We start from the raw sequence: 19701 nt of genomic DNA on the forward strand, positions 1-19701 counted from the left end.
CGCGGGCCGCTGCGGCGGCCTGCGGACCCTCAACCCGGCGGCGCCTCGCCTGGCGCCTGCGGCGCGCAGTCGAACGGCCCCGCCACCCGGCCGTTGTCGTCCTGCACACACACGTCGCTCACGTACTCCGCATAGGCGTAGTCGCCAGCATGGACCACGACGCCGCCGGGCCGCTCGCGCAGGCGCGGCGCGCGGTCGGCCACGGCGCGGGCCATGAACTCGGTCCACACAGGCAGCGCGTGCGTGGCCCCGGTGGCCCGGCCCAGGCTGCGCGGCTGGTCGTAGCCCATCCACACCACGGTGGACACCCCCGACGAATAGCCCGCGAACCACACGTCGCGGGCCTGGTTGGAGGTGCCGGTCTTGCCCGCCACGTCGGGGCGGTCCAGGCGCAGGGCGCGCCGCGCCGTGCCCTGCTGCACGACGTCGCGCAGCATGCTGTCCACGATGTAGGCGTTGCGCTCGGAGACGGCGCGCACCGCCGGCGCGCGGTCGGCGGCGTCGAACAGCACGGCGCCGCCACGCTCGCTCACGCGGGTGATCAGCACGGCGGGGCGCCATTCGCCGCCGCTGCCGAACACCGCGTAGGCCTGCGCCAGCCCCAGCGGCGAGACCGCGCCGGCGCCCAGGGCCAGCGGCAGGGTCGCCGGGTTGTGTTGCGGATCGAAACCGAAGCGCGCCGCGAAATCGCGCACGTGCGCCGCGCCCGCCGCCTCCATGAGGTTCACCGTGGCCACGTTGCGGGAACGCGCCAGCGCGTCGCGGGCGGTCAGGAAGCCGTCGTAGCGGTCGCCGTAGTTGCGGGGGGCCCAGGCGCGGCGCCCCGGGGCAGCCGGCGTCACCACGCGCTGGCGGTCTTCCACCAGCGTGCCGGGGAAGTAGCCGCGCTCCAGCGCCGCGGAGTAGACAAATGGCTTGAAGGTGGAGCCGGGTTGGCGCAGGGCCTGCATGGCGTGGTCGTACTGGCCCAGGCGCGGGTCGAAGCCACCGGCCAGGGCCAGGATGTGGCCGGTGTCCATGTCGATGGAGACCAGGGCGCCCTCCATCCGCGGCAACTGGGCCAGGCGCCAGGCTTGCGCCCCATCGCGCCGCACGCGGATCACCGAACCCGCCTCGATGCGCGGACCCCGCCCGGCGCGATGCGCGAGCGCGATGGCGCTGCCGTCGCGCAGGTGGGCCTGCAGGCCCGCGGACGACACCCCGCGCACCAGGGCCGCCTGCAGCTCGCCGCTGTCGGGGTACGGGGCCAGCGCGCGCCTCAGCCCCGGCCCGTCGAAGCGCCAGGGCGGGGGCAGCCGGGCTTCCGGTCCGGCGTAGCCGTGCCGCTGCTGGGCGCGCAGCAAACCGCCGCGCAGCGCGCGCATGGCCTCGCGCTGCAGGTCCGCGTCGATGCTGAGGACCACGTCCAGGCCGCGCGTGTACGCCTCGTCTCCGAAACGCTCCACCACCCGCTGGCGGGCCTGCTCCACGGCATGCCCCACGTACAGTCCACCCAAGCGTTCGGGTGACCGCAGGACCAGGGGCTCGGCCAGGGCCTGGTCGTGCGCGGGCTGGTCGATCCAGCCCAGCGCCAGCAGGCGCGACAGGATGTGGCGCTGCCGCACGACCGCGCGCTCGCGGTTGACCACGGGGTTGTAGGCCGACGGTGCCTTGGGCAGGCCGGCCAGCATCGCGGCCTCGGCCAGCGTGAGCTCATGCAGCGCCTTGTCGAAGTACACCGAGGCGGCGGCGGCAAAGCCATAGGCGCGCTCGCCCAGGTAGACCTGGTTCATGTACAGCTCGAGCAGCGTGTCTTTGTCGTGGTGCAACTCGAGCTTGTAGGCCAGCAAGACCTCCATGATCTTGCGGCGGTAGGTCTTCTCGGGGCTAAGAAAGAACATGCGGGCCACTTGCATGGTGATGGTGCTGCCGCCCTGCGCGCGCCCGCCGGCGAACAGGTTGCTCCAGGCGGCGCGCGCCAGCCCGGAGAAGTCCACGCCGCGGTGCGCGTAGAAGCCCGCGTCCTCGATGGCCAGCAGCGCCTCGCGCATGCGCTTGGGAATCTGCTCGATCGCCACGAGCTCGCGGCGCTCCTCACCGTACTCGGCCAACAGGCGGCCGTCCCTGGCGTGGATGCGCAGCGGCAGCTTGGGCTGGTAGTCGGTCAGCGCCGCCACGCTCGGCAGCTCCAGCCACAGGCGGTGAAGCGCGTAGGCCCCGCCCAGCGAGAGGCCGGCGAGCAGGCCCAGGATGAGAGCGATGGCAAAGCGCGTCGACGCGACCCGGGACGTGGGGTTGTGCGGGATGGGGGAAGGCACCAGGACTCCAATAGGTGGTCGCAGGCGTTCGCGTCGCATCGACACGAACCTGCTGCGCCTCTCCCTCTGTCCTTGAACCTGAGAGTTTCAGCCGCTGACGCGGCTTGCCCCTTCGGTGGGCCGTGCGAAGGCCACTCTCCAGTCGGCGAAATAGGTGGCTGCGGTCCTGGTGCCTGAGCGATGATGGGAGTTTGCGCCTTCGGCGGGGGCCCGAGGCCCCGCTCTCCCGCAGTGCGGCGATTATGGCATCCGGGCCTTCGCCTGCCGACGCCGCGCGCGGCGGACACTCGCGGCGCCACAAAGAAAAAAGGCCCTCGATTTGAGGGCCTTCTTCACCAGCTGGCACTGGGTTTGTTTGGTTGCGGAGGCAAGATTTGAACTTGCGACCTTTGGGTTATGAGCCCAACGAGCTACCAGGCTGCTCCACTCCGCGTCAAGCCAAAAATTATATCACGCTTTGTCGGCTTCACCGGCGTCGGCGGCCGGTTCGGCGCGGTCCACCAGCTCCACCAGGGCCATGGGCGCGTTGTCGCCCACGCGGAAACCCATCTTCAGGATGCGGGTGTAGCCACCGGGACGGGCCTTGAAGCGCGGACCGAGTTCGTCAAAGAGCTTGACCACCACATCGCGGTCGCGCAGGCGGTTGAAGGCGAGGCGGCGGTTCGCCACCGTCGGCTCCTTGGCCAGGGTGATCATGGGTTCGACGACCCGGCGCAGTTCCTTGGCCTTGGGCAGCGTGGTCTTGATGGCCTCGTGCGTGAGCAGCGAGTTCATCATGTTGCGCAGCATCGCCAGGCGGTGCTCGCTGGTGCGGTTGAGTTTGCGAAGTCCGTGTCCGTGACGCATGGTGTTTCCTTTCCGTCTTTTGCCGCCGGCCGTATCAGGTACCGGCGGTTCGTCATGGCCTGGCCCGAAGGCTCAGGGTTGAGATCAGTGCTTGTCGAGGCCGGCGGGCGGCCAGTTCTCGAGCTTCATGCCCAGCGTGAGACCACGCGAGGCCAACACTTCCTTGATTTCGTTGAGCGACTTGCGGCCCAGGTTCGGGGTCTTGAGCAGCTCGTTCTCGGTGCGCTGAATCAGGTCACCGATGTAATAGATGTTCTCGGCCTTCAGGCAGTTCGCCGAACGCACGGTGAGTTCGAGCTCGTCCACGGGACGCAGCAGGATCGGATCGAACTGCTGCGAGCTGCGCTGTTGCGGGGCCTCGGTGAAGAGGTCGGCGCCTTCCAGCTGGGCGAACACGGCGAGCTGTTCAACGAGGATCTTGGCCGAGGCGCGCACGGCCTCTTCGGGGCCAATGGAGCCGTTGGTCTCGATCTCGAGCACGAGCTTGTCGAGGTCGGTGCGCTGCTCGACGCGGGCGCTTTCCACCGTGTAGCTCACGCGCTTGACCGGCGAGAAGGAGGCGTCGAGGACGATGCGGCCGATCGAGCGGGCGGCTTCGTCGCCGCGGCGCAGGGTGCCGGGCACGTAGCCGCGGCCCTTCTCGACCTTGATCTGCATGTCCAGTTTGGCACCGGCCGACAGCGTGGCGATGACGTGGTCGGGGTTGACGATCTCGACGTCGTGCGGGGTCTGGATGTCGGCGGCCGTCACGACCCCTTCACCGTCCTTGCGCAGACTCAGGGTCACCTCGTCGCGGTTGTGGAGCTTGAACACCACGCCCTTGAGGTTGAGCAGCAGGTTGACCACGTCTTCCTGAACGCCGTCGATGGACGAGTATTCGTGCACCACGCCAGCGATGGTCACTTCGGTGGGGGCATGGCCCACCATGGACGACAGCAGCACGCGGCGCAGGGCGTTGCCCAGGGTGTGCCCGTAGCCACGTTCGAAGGGCTCCAGCGTGACCTTGGCGCGATTGGCCGAGAGTTGCTCGACGTTGATGGACTTGGGCTTGAGCAGGTTGTTCAGCATTCAGACTTCCTTCAGTTCCCTCGGCTCGTTACACCGATAAGGCAGACGGAGCATGGAATGGCCCGGCGACGCAGCGGATGCCGCGCCCGGCCGGGGACGGGATTAACGCGAATACAGTTCGACGATGAGCGACTCGTTGATGTCCGAGCCGAATTCATCGCGGTCAGGGGTCTTCTTGAAGACGCCTTCGACCTTGTCGACCGACACTTCGACCCAGCCGGGGAAGCCGATCTGCTTGGCCAGTTCCAGCGCCTCGATCACGCGGGCCTGCTTCTTGGACTTCTCGCGCACAGCGACCACGTCACCGGCCTTGACCAGGAAGGACGGGATGTTGACCGACTGGCCGTTCACCGTGATGGCCTTGTGCGACACGATCTGGCGCGCTTCGGCGCGGGTGGAGGCGAAGCCCATGCGGAACACGACGTTGTCCAGGCGCGACTCGAGCAGGAACAGCAGGTTGGCGCCGGTGTTGCCGCGGCGGCGGTCGGCCTCGGCGAAGTAGCGGCGGAACTGGCGCTCGAGCACGCCGTAGGTGCGCTTGACCTTCTGCTTCTCACGCAGCTGCACGCCAAAGTCGGAGGTGCGCTGGCCCGAGGTGCGGCCGTGCTGGCCGGGCTTGGAGTCGAACTTGGCCTTGTCGCTGATCGAGCGGCGCGCGCTCTTGAGCAGCAGGTCGCTGGCTTCGCGACGGGACAGTTTGGCCTTGGGGCCGAGGTAACGTGCCACGTTGGTTTCCTTTTGTCGTCTGCCGCAACCCACAGGGACTGTGATTGCGGGAGCCATCCCGCGATGGCGGGGGCGGTGGGCTTAGCAAAAATGCCACCGCAGCATGACTACGGTGGCGCTCGGAGAACCTGGCATTCTAGCGCGAAGCCAAACGCCAGGTAAAGACGGGCTCAGATGCGGCGGCGCTTCTGGGGGCGGCAGCCGTTGTGGGGCACGGGCGTCACGTCGGAAATCGAGGTGATGCGGATGCCCAGGGCACCCAGCGCACGCACCGACGACTCGCGACCCGGGCCGGGACCCTTGATCTCGACGTCGAGGTTCTTGATGCCCTGTTCCATCGCGGCGCGGCCGGCCACTTCGGAGGCCACCTGGGCCGCGAAGGGGGTCGACTTGCGCGAACCCTTGAAGCCCTGGCCACCCGACGACGCCCACGACAGCGCGTTGCCCTGGCGGTCGGTGATGGTGATGATGGTGTTGTTGAACGACGCGTGCACGTGCGCAATGCCGTCCGCGATGTTCTTGCGGACTTTCTTGCGAACGCGGGCGGCGGCGCTGCTGGAGGGGGACTTGGCCATGGTTTTCCTTCGAACCGATTACTTCTTCAGCGACTGGGCGGCCTTGCGCGGACCCTTGCGCGTGCGTGCGTTGGTCTTGGTGCGCTGACCACGCATCGGCAGGCCGCGGCGATGGCGGAAGCCACGGTAGCAGCCGATGTCCATCAGGCGCTTGATGTTCATCGTGGTCTCGCGGCGCAGGTCACCCTCGATGGTGAACGTGCCCACCTGGTCACGCACCTTCTCGAGCTCCGCGTCGGAGAGGTCCTTGATCTTCTTGCTGTACGCGATACCGCACGCGTCGCAGATCTGGCGAGCGCGGGTGCGGCCGATACCGAAGATCGCCGTCAGGCCGATCTCGGCGTGCTTGTGCGGCGGAATGTTGATGCCTGCAATACGAGCCATGTGAATCCTCTTGACGAATCGATCAGCCTTGACGCTGCTTGTGGCGGGGATCGGTGCAGATCACACGCACGACGCCGTGGCGTTTGATGATCTTGCAGTTGCGGCACATCTTCTTGACCGAAGCCGAAACTCTCATTTTCTTCTCCTAGAAATCCGGTAAACGTTCAGTACAGGCGCTTCACTTGGCGCGGAACACGATGCGGGCACGGGTCAGGTCGTAGGGCGTGAGCTCCACTTTGACCTTGTCGCCAGGCAGGATGCGGATGTAGTGCATGCGCATCTTGCCGGAGATGTGGCCGAGGACCACGTGCCCGTTTTCGAGCTTGACGCGGAAAGTCGCATTGGGGAGGTTTTCAACCACCTCACCCTGCATTTCGATCACGTCGTCCTTGGCCATGGTTCAGTTGCCGAGGGAAGTCTTGAAATTCGCTTTCTTGAGCAGCGATTCGTACTGCTGCGACATCATGTAGTTTTGCACCTGGGCCATGAAATCCATGGTCACGACCACGATGATCAGGAGGGACGTGCCACCGAAGTAGAAGGGCACGTTGTATTCCAGGATCAGAAACTCGGGCAGCAGGCACACCGCGGTGATATAGATCGCACCGGCAAACGTCAGCCGAAGCAGGATCTTGTCGATGTGGCGGGCCGTCTGGTCGCCCGGACGAATACCGGGGATGAAGGCGCCACTCTTCTTCAGGTTGTCCGCGGTTTCCCGGCTGTTGAAGACCAGGGCGGTGTAGAAGAAGCAGAAAAAGATGATGGCCGCCGCGTACAGCGCCACGTAGATCGGCTGCCCGGGCGACAGGGCCGAAGCCAGGTCGCGCAGCCAGCGGGTCGAGTCACCCGTGCTCAGCCAGCTCACCACCGTGGTGGGCAGCAGGATGATGGACGAGGCAAAGATCGGCGGGATCACGCCAGCCATGTTCAGCTTGAGCGGCAGGTGCGACGACTGACCGCCGTACACCTTGTTGCCCACCTGACGGCGCGCGTAGTTCACCAGGATCTTGCGCTGGCCACGTTCCACGAACACCACGAAATAGGTGACCAGGATCACCAGCGCGATGATGAACAGCGCCACCAGCACATTCATGGCACCCGTGCGCACGAGCTCGAGCAGACCGCCGACCGCATTGGGCAGACCCGCCGCGATACCAGCGAAGATCAGCAGCGAAATGCCGTTGCCCAGGCCGCGCTCGGTGATCTGCTCGCCGAGCCACATCAGAAACATCGTGCCCGCCACCAGGCTCACCACCGCCGTGAGGCGAAAGCCCATGCCCGGATCGATCACGAGACCCGCCTGGCCTTCCAACGCCAGCGCGATGCCCATGGCCTGGAAGATCGCCAGCGCCAACGTGCCGTAGCGCGTGTACTGGGTGATCTTGCGGCGGCCCGCTTCGCCCTCCTTCTTCAGCTGCTCGAACGTGGGGATCACGTACGTCATGAGCTGCATGATGATGGAGGCCGAGATGTACGGCATGATGCCCAACGCGAACACGGTGAAACGCGAAAGCGCGCCGCCCGAGAACATATTGAACAGGCTCAGGATGCCGCCCTGCTGCCCTTGGAAGAGCTGTTGGAGCTGCTCCGGATTGATGCCCGGCACAGGAATGTGCGCGCCGATGCGGTACACCACCAGCGCCAGCAGCAGGAAGACCAGCCGGCGACGCAGGTCGCCGTACTTGCCGGTCTTGGCCAGGGACGGGGAAGCGGTTGCCACGAGGTCCTTTCGAACGGGCGTGTTCAGGCGGCCGCGGCGACTTTGCCGCCGGCGGCTTCGATCGCGGCCTTGGCGCCAGCGGTCGGCAGCACGTCCTTGAGCGTCACGGCGCGCGTGATCTCACCGGACTTGATGACCTTCACGCGCTTGGCGAGCTGGGGCACGAGGCCGAGCTGCTTGAGCACCAGAACGTCGATCTCGGCGGCCTCGATCGCGTTGAGCTGGCCCAGGGTCACTTCGGCGTTGAACTGCAGCAGCGCGGACTTGAAGCCACGCTTGGGCAGACGGCGCTGCATCGGCATCTGGCCGCCTTCGAAGCCCACCTTGTGGTAGCCACCGGCCCGCGATTTCTGGCCTTTGTGGCCGCGACCCGCGGTCTTGCCCAGGCCCGAACCGATGCCGCGGCCCACGCGACGCTTCACGTGCTTGGCGCCTTCGGCTGGCTTGATGTTGTTGAGTTCCATGTCGTCGTCTCCGATCAGAGGACTTTGACCAGGTAGCTGATCTTGTTGATCATGCCGCGCACGGCCGGGGTGTCCTGCAGTTCGCTGATGCTGTTGAGCTTGCGCAGGCCCAGGCCGCGCACGGTGTCGCGGTGGCTCTGCTTGCAGCCGATGGGGCTGCGCACGAGCTGGACCTTCAGGGTGTTGGGAGTGCTCATCGGGATTCCTCTCAGCCCAGAATTTCCTCGACCGTCTTGCCGCGCTTGGCGGCGACCTCGGCCGGGGTGGTGGACTTCTCGAGCGCGTCCAGCGTGGCGCGCACCAGGTTGTAGGGGTTGCTCGAACCGTGGCTCTTGGCCACGACGTCGGTCACGCCCAGCACTTCGAAGACGGCGCGCATCGGGCCGCCGGCGATGATGCCGGTACCCTTGACGGCCGGCAGCATCATCACGTTCGAGGCGCCGTGTTCGCCGTGCACCGCATGGTGCAGGGAGCCATCCTTGAGCGACACCTTGATCATGTTGCGGCGTGCCTGCTCCATGGCCTTCTGCACGGCCACCGGCACTTCACGCGCCTTGCCCTTGCCCATGCCCACGCGGCCATCGCCGTCGCCGACGACGGTGAGCGCTGCGAAACCGAGGATGCGACCGCCCTTGACCACCTTGGTCACGCGGTTGATCGCGATCATCTTTTCGCGCAGACCGTCCTCGTTCGCTTCGTTCTTGATGTTTGCCTGAAACTTAGCCATGTCGTTGATCCCGTTTCATCAGAACTGCAGGCCGGCCTCGCGGGCGGCGTCTGCAAGGGCCTTGACGCGGCCGTGGTAGGCAAAGCCCGAGCGGTCGAACGCCACTTTCTCGATGCCGGCGGCCTTCGCCTTCTCGGCGATGCGCTTGCCGATGACGGCGGCAGCGGCGGCATTGCCACCCTTGCCCGAGGCGCCCAGTTGGGCGCGCACTTCCTTCTCGGCCGTGGAAGCCGAGGCGAGGATGCGCGAGCCGTCGGCGGACACGACGTTGGCGTAGATGTGCAGGTTGGTGCGGTTCACCGTCAGGCGCACCGCGCCTTGCTGGGCGATGCGAATGCGGGTCTGGCGCGCGCGGCGCAGGCGTTGTTCTTTCTTGGTCAGCATGATCGGACTCCTTATTTCTTCTTGGTTTCCTTGATCACGACCTTCTCATCCGCATAGCGGATGCCCTTGCCCTTGTAGGGCTCGGGCGGACGCACGGCGCGCACTTCCGACGCGATTTGGCCGACGCGCTGGCGGTCGGCACCCTTGATCACGATTTCCGTGGGCGCGGGCGTTTCCACCTTGATGCCGGCAGGCATGTCCATGATCACCGGGTGCGAGAAGCCCACCGTGAGGTTGAGCTTGGCGCCCTGGGCCTGGGCCTTGAAACCCACACCGACCAGGTTGAGCTTCTTCTCGAAGCCTTTGCTGACACCAGTGACCATGTTGTTGACCAGCTGGCGCATGGTGCCCGACATGGCGTTCGCCTCGCGCGACTCGTCGACCGGCGCGAAGGTCACCTTGCCGGCGTTGATGTCGATCTTGACCAGCGCGTTGGCGGCCAGGCTCAGGGCCCCGTTGGCGCCCTTGACGTTGATCAGGCCGTCCTTGACAACGACCTCGACCCCGGTGGGAACCGTGATCGGCAGTTTTCCAATACGTGACATTTCAGTCTCTCCTCGATGCCCGCATCAGGCCACGTAGCACAGCACTTCACCACCGACACCGGTGGCGCGCGCCTTGCGATCGGTCATGACGCCGCGCGGGGTGGTCACGATCGCCACGCCGAGGCCGTTCTGGACCTGGGGAATGGCGTTGCGGCCACGGTAGACGCGCAGGCCGGGACGGCTCACGCGCTCGATGCGCTCGATCACGGGACGGCCGGCGTAGTACTTCAGGGTGATGACCAGCTCGCTCTTGCCGCCTTCGTTGACCACCTTGAAGTCTTCGATGTAGCCCTCGTCCTTCAGGACCTGGGCGATCGCCGCTTTCACTTTCGACGCCGGCATCGCCACGGTGGCCTTTTCGACCATCTGCGCGTTGCGGACACGGGTCAACATGTCGGCGATAGGATCACTCATGCTCATGTGGGGTTCTCCTAAGGCTTACCAGCTGGCTTTGGTGATGCCGGGAATTTCACCGGCAAAAGCCATTTCGCGGACCTTGGCGCGGGCCAGGCCGAAGTGGTTGAAGGTGCCACGCGGGCGACCGGTGATCTCGCAGCGGTTGCGCTGACGGGTCGGGTTCGCGTTGCGGGGCAACTTTTGCAGGGCCAGGCGGGCGGCGTCGCGCTCTTCGTCCGACTTCTTGGCGTCGCCGGCGATGGCCTTGAGCTCGTTGTATTTCTTGGCGAACTTGGCGGCGAGCTTCTCGCGCTTGAGTTCACGTTGGAGCAGTGCTTGTTTAGCCACACGCCACCTCAGTTCTTGAAGGGGAAACGGAAACCCGCCAGCAGAGCCTTGCACTCTTCGTCGGTCTTGGCGGTCGTCGTGATGCTGATGTTCAGGCCACGCAGGGCATCGACCTTGTCGTACTCGATCTCGGGGAAGATGATCTGTTCCTTGACGCCGATGTTGTAGTTGCCACGGCCATCGAACGAACGACCCGAGATACCGCGGAAGTCGCGCACGCGGGGCAGGGCCACGGTGACGAAGCGGTCGAGGAATTCGTACATGCGGGCGCCGCGCAGCGTGACCATGCAGCCGATGGCCTGTTGCTCACGGATCTTGAAGCCGGCGATGGCCTTCTTGGCCTTGGTCACGACGGGCTTCTGGCCAGCGATCTTGGTGAGGTCGCCCACGGCGTTGTCCATCACCTTCTTGTCGGCGACCGCCTCGCTCACGCCCATGTTGAGCGTGATCTTGGTGATGCGCGGCACCTCCATCGGCGACTTGTAGCCGAACTTCTTGGTCAGCTCGGGCGCCACCTTCTCGGCGTAGTGTTGCTTGAAACGTGCCATGGTCATGCCACCTTGATCTCTTCGCCGCTGGACTTGTAGACGCGAACGCGCTTGCCATCGGCCTGAACCTTGATGCCCACGCGGTCGGCCTTGCCGGTCACCGCGTTGAAAATCGCCACGTTGGACTGATCGATGGGCATGGTCTTCTCGACCATGCCGCCGGTCACACCCTTCATCGGGTTGGGCTTGGCGTGCTTCTTGACGACGTTGACACCCTCGACCACGACATGCTGCTCGTCGGTGCGCTCGAGCACCGTGCCGCGCTTGCCCTTGTCGCGCCCCGTGAGGACGATGACCTGGTCACCTTTGCGAATCTTGTTCATGCTGCTTACCTCAGAGGACCTCAGGGGCCAGCGACACGATCTTCATGAACTTCTCGGTGCGCAGCTCGCGCGTCACCGGGCCGAAGATGCGGGTGCCGATGGGCTCCAGCTTGGCGTTGAGCAACACAGCCGCGTTGCCATCGAACTTGATCAGTGCGCCGTCCTGGCGGCGAATGCCCTTGGCGGTGCGCACCACCACGGCGTTGTAGACCTCGCCCTTTTTGACGCGGCCGCGAGGCGCTGCTTCCTTGATGCTGACCTTGATGACATCGCCCACGCTGGCGTAGCGGCGCTTGGAGCCGCCGAGCACCTTGATGCACATCACGGATTTCGCACCCGTGTTGTCAGCAACATCGAGTCGAGATTGCGTTTGAATCATTTGATTTAAGTCCCAACTTGAATGCTGTTGTCCACCACGGACAGCAGCGATCAGTCTTGGGCCCGTCGTTGGAGGGCTTCCACTGCAAGCGGCTGCTGCCGCGGCGGAGGCCACCCTTCGGTGGGCAGAAGGCTTTCGCCAAGATACATCACCCCCAAAAGGGAGCGAAGCCGCGCATTATGGCATGAATCGAAAACTGCGTCAAAGGCCGGGCGCGGCGTAACGATGGGCGAGCGCCAGGAAGTCGTCGGTGCGCGGATCGGCGATGCCCTCTTCGCGCAGGATGGCGGCCACCGAGCCCGCCATGCGCGCCGCCTGGATGGCGTCCAGGAAGAGTGCACGCCAGCGGCGGGCCAACACATCTTCAACAGTGAGCGCATGCTCACAACGAACCGCGAACCGCACCATCGCGGCGTGCAGGCCCAGGCCCAGCGCCTGGTCGGCGCCGGGCAGGCCACGCACCCGCTCGGCCTCGGTGCCGTACAGGTGCCAGCCGGGCGCGGCATGGATCGGCACCGATGCGCGCACCGGCGCGCCCACCAGCCGGTGCCTGGCGCTCTGCCCACCGGCGCGGGGCGGCAGGCGGCCGGCGTCGAAGCACTGCTGCAGGACGTCCTCGGCCATGGCGCGGTAGGTGGTCCATTTGCCACCGGTGACCGTGACCAGCCCGTTGCGGTCGACCACCACCGTGTGCTCGCGCGACAGCGCCTTGGTACCGGCGCCGCCGTCGCTCGGCGGCGCCACCAGCGGGCGCAGGCCGACCCAGGCGCTGCGGATGTCGGCACGTCGCACCGGCCGGCTGAGCGCACGCGAGGCTTCGTCGAGGATGAAGCTCAGCTCTTGCGCGAACGGTTCGGGCTCGCGCGCCAGGTCCTGGCGCGGCGTGTCGGTGGTCCCCAGGATCAGTTTGCCCAGCCAGGGCACGGCGAATAGCACGCGGCCGTCGCGCGTCCTGGGCACCAGCAGCGCGTGCTCCCCGCCCAGAAAGTCGCGGTCGACCACCAGGTGCACGCCCTGGCTGGGCCGCACCATGTGCGAGGGCGTGCCCGCGGCCTCGCGCAGGGCGTCGACCCAGACGCCGGTGGCGTTGACCACACAGCGCGCGCGCACCCGGTGTTCGGCGCCGCCCACGCGGTCTTTCACGGTGAGCGCGTGGCCGTCGCCGTCGGCGGCGATGGCGCTCACCTCGGCATGGTTAAACACCGACGCGCCCGCGACCTCGGCGGTGCGCGCCAGCGCGATGGCCAGGCGCGCGTCGTCGAACTGGCCGTCCCAGTAGCGCACACCGCCCTTGAGGCCCTGGGGGTTCACGCCCGGCAGGGCCTCCAGGGTGTGGGCGCGGTCGAGGAACTCGGTGGACCCGAGGCCGGCGCGCCCGGCCAGCAGGTCGTACAGCTTGAGCCCGATGCCGTAGAACGGCGTCTGCCACCACTGGTGGCTGGGCATGACGAAAGGCAGCGGCTGAGCCAGGTGGGGCGCGATGGCCATGACCGTGGTGCGCTCGGCCAGGGCCTCGCGCACCAGGGCCACGTTGCCTTGCGCGAGGTAGCGCACGCCACCGTGCAGCAGCTTGGTGGCGCGCGAAGACGTGCCGCCGGCGAAATCATGCGATTCGAACAAGGCGACAGAGAAGCCGCGCAGCGCGGCGTCGAGCGCCACGCCCAGGCCGGTGGCACCACCGCCCACGACCACCAGGTCGAAGCGTTCGGTCTCGGCAAGGGAGGCGAGTCGTTGTTCTCGGTTCATGCGAAACAGGGCGGACGGGCCCCGGGCATGAGGCGCCCGGGGCAACGCGGCGCGGGATATCGGTCAGCGGACCTTGCCCGCTTTCCAGGCGTTGAGCAGCTGATCGTAGGCGATGGTCTCGCCCTTGGGCTTCTCGTTCGCCAGCTTCTTCCAGGGCGCGGCCTTGTCGCTCAGCCACTTGTTGGGGTCGCCCTTGGGATTGAGCTTGGGCGCGCAGCGTTCCATGCCGGCGCGCTCCAGGCGGGCCATCACCTGGTCCATCTGGTCGGCCAGGCCGTCCATGGCCTGCTGCGGCGTTTTTTCACCCGTGACGGCCTGCGCCACGTTCTGCCACCACAGCTGCGCGAGCTTGGGGTAGTCGGGCACGTTGGTGCCTGTGGGGCTCCAGGCCACACGCGCGGGCGAGCGGTAGAACTCCACCAGCCCCCCAAGCTTGGGCGCCATGTCGGTCATGGCCTTGCTCTGGATGTCGCTCTCGCGGATCGGCGTGAGGCCGACGATGGTCTTCTTCAGCGAGGTGGTCTTGGCGGTGATGAACTGCGCGTACAGCCAGGCCGCCGCGGTGCGGTTGGCGTCGTGGTTCTTGAAGAAGGTCCAGGAGCCCACGTCCTGGTAGCCGTTCTGCATGCCCTGCTTCCAGTACGGGCCGTTGGGGCCGGGGGCCATGCGCCACTTGGGCGTGCCGTCGGCATTGACCACCGGCAGTCCCGGCTTGGTCATGTCGGCGGTGAAGGCCGTGTACCAGAAGATCTGCTGCGCGATCTGGCCCTGGGCGGGCACCGGGCCGGCCTCGCCAAAGGTCATGCCCGTGGCTTCCTTGGGCGCGTACTTCTTCATCCAGTCCACGTACTTGGTGAGCGCGTAGACGGCCGCCGGGGAGTTGGTCGCGCCGCCGCGCGCCACCGAGGCACCCACCGGCGTGCACTTGTCGGCGGCCACGCGGATGCCCCATTCATCGATCGGCAGTCCGTTGGGCGTGCCGATGTCGGCGGTGCCGGCCATGGAGAGCCAGGCGTCGGTGAAGCGCCAGCCCAGCGACGGGTCCTTCTTGCCGTAGTCCATGTGGCCGTAAATGGGCTTGCCGTCGATGGTCTTCACGTCGTTGGTGAAGAACTCGGCGATGTCCTCGTAGGCGCTCCAGTTCAGCGGCACGCCGAGGTCGTAGCCGTACTTGGCCTTGAACTTGTCTTTCAGGTCCTGGCGCGCGAACAGGTCGGCGCGGAACCAGTAGAGGTTGGCGAACTGCTGGTCGGGCAGCTGGTAGAGCTTGCCGTCGGGGCCGGTGGTGAACTTGGTGCCGATGAAGTCCTTGAGGTCGAGACCCGGGTTGGTGAAGTCCTTGCCCGCACCGGCCATGTAGTCGGTGAGGTTGAGGATCTGGCCGTAGCGGTAGTGGGTGCCGATGAGGTCGGAGTCGCTGATCCAGCCGTCGTAGATGGACTTGCCCGATTGCATCGAGGTCTGCAGCTTCTCGACCACGTCGCCTTCCTGGATCAGGTCGTGCTTGACGGTGATGCCCGTGATCTCGCTGAAGGCCTTGGCCAGGGTCTTGGACTCGTACTCGTGCGTGGTGATGGTCTCGGACACCACCGAGATTTCCTTGACGCCCTTGGCCTTGAGCTTCTCGGCGGCGTCGATGAACCACTTGAGCTCGGCCGCCTGCTGGGCCTTGCTCAGGGTCGACGGCTGGAACTCACTGTCGATCCACCGCTTGGCGGCGGCCTCGTCCGCCCAGGCGGGCAGCGCGGCGCCGGTCGCGATCAGCGCAGCGAGCGCCGTGTGTCGCAGTTTCATGTTGTCTCCTTGGGTGTTGATGGTGTGCCTCCCCGCCAGCGGATCGACACGGCACCGGGGAAGCGGCGGTCCGGTCGTTGAAAACGTCGCTCAGCCCTTGCGCATCACCAGCGCGAGCCACAGCATCGAGACGGCGAAACCGATCCAGGCCGAGGGTTCCTGCTCCAGCCGGAACCATTCGGCGAAGCGGCCGGCCATGCCGACGAAGGCCAGGTTGACGTAGGCGGCGCCGAGCAGGCCCACGAAGAGCCGGTCGCCGCGCGTGGTCTTCATGGGCAGAAAGCCCTTGCGCTCGATGGTGGGCGCGCGAACCTCCCACACCGTCATGCCAAAGAGCAGCAGCGCGATGGCGGTGAAGAAGATCGCCACCGGCGGGGTCCAGACCATCCAGTCGAACATGGGGTCCTCCAATCGTTGGGAACAGACTTGTCAGACGCGGCCCATCGCGAAGCCCTTCGCGATGTAGTGCCGCACGAACCAGATGACGATCGCCCCCGGCACGATGGTCAGCACGCCGGCCGCCGCCAGCGTGGCCCAGTCCATGCCCGAGGCCGACACCGTGCGCGTCATCGTCGCCACGATGGGCTTGGCGTTCACGCTGGTGAGCGTGCGCGCCAGCAGCAGCTCCACCCAGCTGAACATGAAGCAGAAGAACGCGGCCACGCCCACGCCGGCCTTGATGAGGGGCAGGAAGATGGTGAAGAAGAAGCGCGGGAAGCTGTAGCCGTCGATGTAGGCGGTCTCGTCGATCTCGCGCGGGATGCCGCTCATGAAGCCTTCGAGGATCCACACCGCCAGCGGCACGTTGAACAGCAGGTGCGCCAGCGCCACGGCGATGTGCGTGTCCATCAGGCCCAGCGTGGTGTAGAGCTGAAAGAAGGGCAGCAGGAACACCGCCGGTGGCGTCATGCGGTTGGTGAGCAGCCAGAAGAAAACGTGCTTGTCGCCCAGGAAGCGGTAGCGCGAGAAAGCGTAGGCCGCGGGCAGCGCCACAGTGAGCGAGATCACGGTGTTGATGCCGACGTAGATCAGGCTGTTGATGTAGCCCGAGTACCACGAGGCGTCGGTGAAGATGGTGCGGTAGTTGTCCCAGGTGAAGGTCTCGGGCCACAGCGTGAACGAGGACAGGATCTCCCCGTTCGTCTTGAAGCTCATGTTCACCATCCAGTAGATGGGCAGCAGCGCGAACACCAGGTAGGCGATCAGGAACAGCGTGCGCGCGCGGAAGCGGGATTCACGCATGGCCCTGCTCCTTGTCCGACGTGCCCAGGCTCTGCATCCAGTTGTAGAGCACGAAGCAGAACAGCAGGATGATGAAGAAGTAGATCAGCGAGAAGGCGGCCGCGGGCCCTAGGTCGAACTGGCCGACCGCCTTGGTGGTGAGGTACTGCGACAGGAAGGTGGTGGCGTTGCCCGGGCCGCCGCCGGTGAGCACGAAGGGCTCGGTGTAGATCATGAAGCTGTCCATGAAGCGCAGCAGCACGGCGATCATGAGCACGCCGCGCATCTTGGGCAGTTGGATGTAGCGGAACACCGCCCAGGGGCTGGCGCCGTCGATGCGGGCGGCCTGGTAGTAGGCGTCGGGGATGCTGCGCAGGCCCGCGTAGGCCAGCAGCGCCACCAGCGGCGTCCAGTGCCACACGTCCATGACCAGCACGGTCCACCAGGCGTGGCTCGGGTCGCCGGTGTAGCTGTAGGCGAAGCCCAGGCGCTCCAGCGTGTGGCCGAGCAGGCCGATGTCGGTGCGCCCGAAGATCTGCCAGATGGTGCCCACCACGTTCCAGGGGATCAGCAGCGACAGCGCCACGATCACCAGCACCACCGAGGCGCGCCAGCCCTGCGCGGGCATGGACAGCGCCAGCGCGATGCCCAGCGGAATCTCCACCAGCAGCACCGCCAGCGAGAACTGGATCTGGCGCCACAGCGCCAGGTGCAGCTCGCTGTCGCGCATCACCATGGCGAACCACTCGGTGCCCACGAACACGCGCCGCTGCGGCGAGATGATGTCCTGCACCGAGTAGTTCACCACCGTCATCAGCGGTAGCACGGCCGAAAAGGCCACGCACAGGATGACCGGCAACACCAGCCACCAGGCCTTCTGGTTCACGGGTTTGTTGATCGCGCTCATGGAAAAACCTCCGTACGGCGCACTGCGGTGCGAGCGCCTTCGGGCGGGCGTGCGGCGCTCATGCCATGTTCTCCACCAGTTGCTCGTCGCGGTAGAAGCAGGTGTGCGCGTCCAGCAGGCGCAAGTGCACGGTGTCGCCCACGGCGGGCGGCGCGGCCTCGGCGCCCAGCCGGCACTTCAGCGTGTGTTCGCCGAGTTCGCAGCTGAGCAGGAAATAGGTGCCGATGTCCTGCACGCGGCTCACACGGGCCGGCAGCGAGCGGCCGTCGCCGGGCTCGCCCAGGCGCAGGTACTCGGGGCGGATGCCCAGCTTGACCGGTCCCTCCGGCAGCCGCCGCCCGTCCTGGAAGGCCAGCGGCTGCTCGTTCACCAGCACGCCGCCGCGCACCGCCTGCGCGGGCAGGAAGTTCATGCCGGGCGATCCGATGAAGTGGCCCACGAAGGTGTGCGCGGGGCGCTCGAACAGGTCCGCGGCCGTGCCCTTCTGCACCGCGCGGCCGCGCGACATCACCACCACCTCGTCGGCGAAGGTCAGGGCTTCCACCTGGTCGTGCGTGACATAGATCAGGGTGAGCTTGAGTTCGTGGTGGATCTGCTTGAGCTTGCGCCGCAGCTGCCACTTCAGGTGCGGATCGATCACGGTCAGCGGCTCGTCGAACAGCACGGCCGACACGTCCGAGCGCACCAGGCCGCGCCCGAGCGAGATCTTCTGTTTCTGGTCGGCGCTCAGCCCGGCGGCGCGGTGGTCGAGCTGACCGCTGAGTTCCAGCATCTCGGCGATGCGCCCCACGCGCTGGTGGATCTCGGCCTGCGGCACCTTGCGGTTGCGCAGCGGGAACGCCAGGTTCTGCGCCACGGTCATGGTGTCGTAGATGACGGGGAACTGGAACACCTGCGCGATGTTGCGCTGCTGGGGCGACTCGCGCGTGACGTCGCGGCCGTCGAAGCGCACCGTGCCCTGCGAAGGCACAAGCAGCCCCGAGATGATGTTGAGCATGGTCGTCTTGCCGCAGCCCGAGGGACCCAGCAGCGCGTAGGCGCCGCCGTCGCGAAACGCCATCTTCAGCGGCAGCAGGGCGTAGTCCTCGTCAGTGCGCGGGTCCGGCCCGTAGGCGTGGGCGAGGTCGAGTTCGATCAGGGCCATCAGTGCGCCCCCTGGCGCGCCAGCGGCGCGCGCACCAGCGGACCGCTCGCGTCGAAGACGAAGAGCTGGTCGGGGTGCAGGTACAGCCGGATGGGCGCGCCCAGGTCCAGCTTGTGCACGCCCACCAGCTGCGCCACCAGTTCGCCCACGGCGCTGTGCACGTGCACGAAGGTGTCGGAGCCCGCGATCTCCGCCAGCTCGACACGGCCCTCGATGGCCAGGTCGCCCGGTTGCGCGCGCTCGCGCAGGCCCCCGGCGCGCACGCCGAGCACGAAGTCATCGCCCGCCGACAGGGGCAGGTCCAGCGGCCAGTCCAGCGCGCCGGCCACGCGCAGGCCGCCCTGGGCGCTGCGCCGCGCGGGCAGCAGGTTCATGGGCGGGTCGCTGAAGGCGCGCGCCACGCGCAGGCTCTTCGGCCGGTGGAAGACCTCGGCCGTGGGGCCGTACTGCAGCAGCTCGCCCGCGTCCATCACGGCCGTGTGGCCGCCCAGGAGCAGGGCCTCGCCAGGCTCGGTGGTGGCGTAGACCACCGTGGCCTCGCCTGCGGCGAACAGCGCCGACAGCTCCTCGCGCAGTTCCTCGCGCAGTTTGTAGTCCAGGTTCACCAGGGGCTCGTCGAGCAGCATCAGCGGCGCCCGCTTGGCCAAGGCGCGCGCCAACGCCACGCGCTGCTGCTGCCCGCCCGACAGCTCGGCCGGCAGGCGGTCCAGGAAGGGCTCGATGTGCAGCCGCGCGGCCAGCGCGCGCACGCGGGCCTCCACGTCGCGCTCGCCGCGCAGGCGCAGCGGCGAGGCGATGTTCTGCGCCACCGTCATCGAGGGGTAGTTGACGAACTGCTGGTAGACCATGGCCACGTTGCGCTCGCGCACCGGGCGGCGCGTCACGTCCTCGCCGTCCACCAGCACGCGCCCGGAACTCGCCGTGTCCAGCCCGGCCATCACACGCATCAGGCTGGTCTTGCCCGCCTGCGTGGCGCCCAGCAGCACCGTGACCGCGCCCGGCACGGGCGCCAGGCTCAGCGGGTACAAGTGGACCGAAGGCCCCACGGTCTTGGTGATGTGATCCAGTGACAGCTGCATGGGCGTGGTGGGCGCGCGTGCAATAAGTCCGGCGTCGCGCTTTCGTTTGCGCGTATCTTTGTTCGTTTCTTTTCTTTTTA

26 protein-coding genes, 1 tRNA gene and 1 riboswitch are annotated in these 19701 nt (G+C 66.8%); all 27 genes read right to left on the bottom strand.

The genetic code is table 11. The features are described 5' to 3' along the window. Window positions 1-29: 29 nt before the first annotated feature. Window positions 30-2297, bottom strand: a complete 2268-nt coding sequence (locus JNX00_RS18915) for a PBP1A family penicillin-binding protein (protein WP_239478179.1) — start codon at window positions 2295-2297, stop codon at window positions 30-32. Window positions 2298-2353: 56 nt separating this feature from the next. Next, a riboswitch (glycine riboswitch) is annotated at window positions 2354-2449 on the bottom strand. A gap of 204 nt (window positions 2450-2653) precedes the next feature. Continuing rightward, window positions 2654-2730 (bottom strand) — tRNA-Met (locus JNX00_RS18920). A gap of 17 nt (window positions 2731-2747) precedes the next feature. Then, window positions 2748-3143, bottom strand: coding sequence for a 50S ribosomal protein L17 (gene rplQ, locus JNX00_RS18925; protein ID WP_070399527.1), 396 nt, complete (start codon window positions 3141-3143; stop codon window positions 2748-2750). An 84-nt stretch (window positions 3144-3227) separates the two neighbouring features. Further along, window positions 3228-4211, bottom strand: coding sequence for a DNA-directed RNA polymerase subunit alpha (rpoA, locus tag JNX00_RS18930; RefSeq protein ID WP_070399526.1), 984 nt, complete (start codon window positions 4209-4211; stop codon window positions 3228-3230). A gap of 102 nt (window positions 4212-4313) precedes the next feature. Further along, a complete protein-coding gene (rpsD, locus tag JNX00_RS18935) occupies window positions 4314-4937 on the bottom strand; it encodes a 30S ribosomal protein S4 (protein WP_070399525.1) in 624 nt (207 codons plus the stop codon). Between the two features lie 170 nt (window positions 4938-5107). After that, complete coding sequence (gene rpsK, locus JNX00_RS18940) at window positions 5108-5512, bottom strand: 30S ribosomal protein S11 (protein ID WP_009514913.1); 405 nt, start codon at window positions 5510-5512, stop codon at window positions 5108-5110. 18 nt (window positions 5513-5530) lie between these two features. Continuing rightward, window positions 5531-5896, bottom strand: coding sequence for a 30S ribosomal protein S13 (rpsM, locus tag JNX00_RS18945; protein ID WP_009514915.1), 366 nt, complete (start codon window positions 5894-5896; stop codon window positions 5531-5533). Window positions 5897-5918: 22 nt separating this feature from the next. Further along, the gene (gene rpmJ, locus JNX00_RS18950; protein WP_009514917.1) at window positions 5919-6032 is read right to left on the bottom strand and encodes a 50S ribosomal protein L36; all 114 of its coding nucleotides are present in this window, start codon (window positions 6030-6032) and stop codon (window positions 5919-5921) included. Between the two features lie 42 nt (window positions 6033-6074). Next, window positions 6075-6293: a translation initiation factor IF-1 gene (infA, locus tag JNX00_RS18955; protein WP_009514918.1), complete on the bottom strand. Its 219-nt coding sequence runs from the start codon at window positions 6291-6293 to the stop codon at window positions 6075-6077. A 3-nt stretch (window positions 6294-6296) separates the two neighbouring features. Beyond that, complete coding sequence (gene secY / locus JNX00_RS18960; protein ID WP_070399524.1) at window positions 6297-7616, bottom strand: preprotein translocase subunit SecY; 1320 nt, start codon at window positions 7614-7616, stop codon at window positions 6297-6299. A gap of 23 nt (window positions 7617-7639) precedes the next feature. Then, window positions 7640-8080, bottom strand: coding sequence for a 50S ribosomal protein L15 (rplO, locus tag JNX00_RS18965; RefSeq protein WP_070399523.1), 441 nt, complete (start codon window positions 8078-8080; stop codon window positions 7640-7642). Window positions 8081-8094: 14 nt separating this feature from the next. After that, window positions 8095-8277, bottom strand: coding sequence for a 50S ribosomal protein L30 (rpmD, locus tag JNX00_RS18970; protein WP_070399522.1), 183 nt, complete (start codon window positions 8275-8277; stop codon window positions 8095-8097). 11 nt (window positions 8278-8288) lie between these two features. After that, window positions 8289-8807, bottom strand: coding sequence for a 30S ribosomal protein S5 (gene rpsE / locus JNX00_RS18975; RefSeq protein WP_070399521.1), 519 nt, complete (start codon window positions 8805-8807; stop codon window positions 8289-8291). Between the two features lie 18 nt (window positions 8808-8825). Continuing rightward, complete coding sequence (gene rplR / locus JNX00_RS18980) at window positions 8826-9191, bottom strand: 50S ribosomal protein L18 (RefSeq protein WP_070399520.1); 366 nt, start codon at window positions 9189-9191, stop codon at window positions 8826-8828. A gap of 11 nt (window positions 9192-9202) precedes the next feature. After that, on the bottom strand, window positions 9203-9736 hold the full coding sequence (rplF, locus tag JNX00_RS18985; protein ID WP_070399519.1) for a 50S ribosomal protein L6: 534 nt from the start codon (window positions 9734-9736) through the stop codon (window positions 9203-9205). A gap of 24 nt (window positions 9737-9760) precedes the next feature. Then, the gene (rpsH, locus tag JNX00_RS18990; protein WP_070399518.1) at window positions 9761-10156 is read right to left on the bottom strand and encodes a 30S ribosomal protein S8; all 396 of its coding nucleotides are present in this window, start codon (window positions 10154-10156) and stop codon (window positions 9761-9763) included. A gap of 18 nt (window positions 10157-10174) precedes the next feature. Further along, window positions 10175-10480, bottom strand: a complete 306-nt coding sequence (rpsN, locus tag JNX00_RS18995) for a 30S ribosomal protein S14 (protein ID WP_070399517.1) — start codon at window positions 10478-10480, stop codon at window positions 10175-10177. An 8-nt stretch (window positions 10481-10488) separates the two neighbouring features. Then, window positions 10489-11028 (bottom strand): 50S ribosomal protein L5, encoded by a 540-nt coding sequence (gene rplE, locus JNX00_RS19000; RefSeq protein ID WP_070399563.1) that lies wholly within the window; start codon window positions 11026-11028, stop codon window positions 10489-10491. A 2-nt stretch (window positions 11029-11030) separates the two neighbouring features. Next, window positions 11031-11351: a 50S ribosomal protein L24 gene (gene rplX, locus JNX00_RS19005; protein ID WP_204743245.1), complete on the bottom strand. Its 321-nt coding sequence runs from the start codon at window positions 11349-11351 to the stop codon at window positions 11031-11033. Between the two features lie 10 nt (window positions 11352-11361). Next, a complete protein-coding gene (gene rplN, locus JNX00_RS19010) occupies window positions 11362-11730 on the bottom strand; it encodes a 50S ribosomal protein L14 (RefSeq protein ID WP_009514936.1) in 369 nt (122 codons plus the stop codon). 201 nt (window positions 11731-11931) lie between these two features. Continuing rightward, a complete protein-coding gene (locus JNX00_RS19015; RefSeq protein WP_070399515.1) occupies window positions 11932-13476 on the bottom strand; it encodes a glycerol-3-phosphate dehydrogenase/oxidase in 1545 nt (514 codons plus the stop codon). 63 nt (window positions 13477-13539) lie between these two features. Next, window positions 13540-15270: an ABC transporter substrate-binding protein gene (locus JNX00_RS19020; RefSeq protein WP_204743247.1), complete on the bottom strand. Its 1731-nt coding sequence runs from the start codon at window positions 15268-15270 to the stop codon at window positions 13540-13542. Window positions 15271-15360: 90 nt separating this feature from the next. Continuing rightward, the gene (locus tag JNX00_RS19025) at window positions 15361-15669 is read right to left on the bottom strand and encodes a DUF2160 domain-containing protein (RefSeq protein ID WP_070399513.1); all 309 of its coding nucleotides are present in this window, start codon (window positions 15667-15669) and stop codon (window positions 15361-15363) included. Window positions 15670-15699: 30 nt separating this feature from the next. Next, window positions 15700-16512, bottom strand: coding sequence for a carbohydrate ABC transporter permease (locus JNX00_RS19030; protein ID WP_070399512.1), 813 nt, complete (start codon window positions 16510-16512; stop codon window positions 15700-15702). Then, entirely contained in the window at window positions 16505-17398 is an 894-nt protein-coding gene (locus JNX00_RS19035) for a sugar ABC transporter permease (protein ID WP_070399511.1), read from the bottom strand. The genes JNX00_RS19030 and JNX00_RS19035 overlap by 8 nt, the downstream gene beginning before the upstream one ends. Before the next feature lie 58 nt (window positions 17399-17456). Continuing rightward, the gene (locus JNX00_RS19040; RefSeq protein WP_070399510.1) at window positions 17457-18542 is read right to left on the bottom strand and encodes an ABC transporter ATP-binding protein; all 1086 of its coding nucleotides are present in this window, start codon (window positions 18540-18542) and stop codon (window positions 17457-17459) included. After that, window positions 18542-19621 (bottom strand): ABC transporter ATP-binding protein, encoded by a 1080-nt coding sequence (locus tag JNX00_RS19045; protein WP_070399562.1) that lies wholly within the window; start codon window positions 19619-19621, stop codon window positions 18542-18544. Before JNX00_RS19045 ends, JNX00_RS19040 begins: the two co-directional genes overlap by 1 nt. Window positions 19622-19701 lie beyond the last annotated feature (80 nt).

The sequence above is a fragment of the Hydrogenophaga sp. YM1 genome, assembly GCF_016903055.1.
In the GTDB taxonomy this organism is placed as follows: Bacteria; Pseudomonadota; Gammaproteobacteria; order Burkholderiales; family Burkholderiaceae_C; genus Hydrogenophaga; species Hydrogenophaga borbori.

Excerpts from the sequence above, each read along its gene's own strand:
- rplQ (WP_070399527.1), bottom strand. The coding sequence starts at position 3,143 with ATGCGTCACGGACACGGACTTCGCAAACTCAACCGCACCAGCGAGCAC.
- rpoA (WP_070399526.1), bottom strand. The coding sequence starts at position 4,211 with ATGCTGAACAACCTGCTCAAGCCCAAGTCCATCAACGTCGAGCAACTC.
- rpsK (WP_009514913.1), bottom strand. The coding sequence starts at position 5,512 with ATGGCCAAGTCCCCCTCCAGCAGCGCCGCCGCCCGCGTTCGCAAGAAA.
- rpsM (WP_009514915.1), bottom strand. The coding sequence starts at position 5,896 with ATGGCTCGTATTGCAGGCATCAACATTCCGCCGCACAAGCACGCCGAG.
- rpmJ (WP_009514917.1), bottom strand. The coding sequence starts at position 6,032 with ATGAGAGTTTCGGCTTCGGTCAAGAAGATGTGCCGCAACTGCAAGATC.
- infA (WP_009514918.1), bottom strand. The coding sequence starts at position 6,293 with ATGGCCAAGGACGACGTGATCGAAATGCAGGGTGAGGTGGTTGAAAAC.
- rplO (WP_070399523.1), bottom strand. The coding sequence starts at position 8,080 with ATGGAACTCAACAACATCAAGCCAGCCGAAGGCGCCAAGCACGTGAAG.
- rpmD (WP_070399522.1), bottom strand. The coding sequence starts at position 8,277 with ATGAGCACTCCCAACACCCTGAAGGTCCAGCTCGTGCGCAGCCCCATC.
- rpsE (WP_070399521.1), bottom strand. The coding sequence starts at position 8,807 with ATGGCTAAGTTTCAGGCAAACATCAAGAACGAAGCGAACGAGGACGGT.
- rplR (WP_070399520.1), bottom strand. The coding sequence starts at position 9,191 with ATGCTGACCAAGAAAGAACAACGCCTGCGCCGCGCGCGCCAGACCCGC.
- rplF (WP_070399519.1), bottom strand. The coding sequence starts at position 9,736 with ATGTCACGTATTGGAAAACTGCCGATCACGGTTCCCACCGGGGTCGAG.
- rpsH (WP_070399518.1), bottom strand. The coding sequence starts at position 10,156 with ATGAGCATGAGTGATCCTATCGCCGACATGTTGACCCGTGTCCGCAAC.
- rplE (WP_070399563.1), bottom strand. The coding sequence starts at position 11,028 with ATGGCACGTTTCAAGCAACACTACGCCGAGAAGGTGGCGCCCGAGCTG.
- rplX (WP_204743245.1), bottom strand. The coding sequence starts at position 11,351 with ATGAACAAGATTCGCAAAGGTGACCAGGTCATCGTCCTCACGGGGCGC.
- rplN (WP_009514936.1), bottom strand. The coding sequence starts at position 11,730 with ATGATTCAAACGCAATCTCGACTCGATGTTGCTGACAACACGGGTGCG.
- JNX00_RS19015 (WP_070399515.1), bottom strand. The coding sequence starts at position 13,476 with ATGAACCGAGAACAACGACTCGCCTCCCTTGCCGAGACCGAACGCTTC.
- JNX00_RS19020 (WP_204743247.1), bottom strand. The coding sequence starts at position 15,270 with ATGAAACTGCGACACACGGCGCTCGCTGCGCTGATCGCGACCGGCGCC.
- JNX00_RS19025 (WP_070399513.1), bottom strand. The coding sequence starts at position 15,669 with ATGTTCGACTGGATGGTCTGGACCCCGCCGGTGGCGATCTTCTTCACC.
- JNX00_RS19030 (WP_070399512.1), bottom strand. The coding sequence starts at position 16,512 with ATGCGTGAATCCCGCTTCCGCGCGCGCACGCTGTTCCTGATCGCCTAC.
- JNX00_RS19035 (WP_070399511.1), bottom strand. The coding sequence starts at position 17,398 with ATGAGCGCGATCAACAAACCCGTGAACCAGAAGGCCTGGTGGCTGGTG.
- JNX00_RS19040 (WP_070399510.1), bottom strand. The coding sequence starts at position 18,542 with ATGGCCCTGATCGAACTCGACCTCGCCCACGCCTACGGGCCGGACCCG.
- JNX00_RS19045 (WP_070399562.1), bottom strand. The coding sequence starts at position 19,621 with ATGCAGCTGTCACTGGATCACATCACCAAGACCGTGGGGCCTTCGGTC.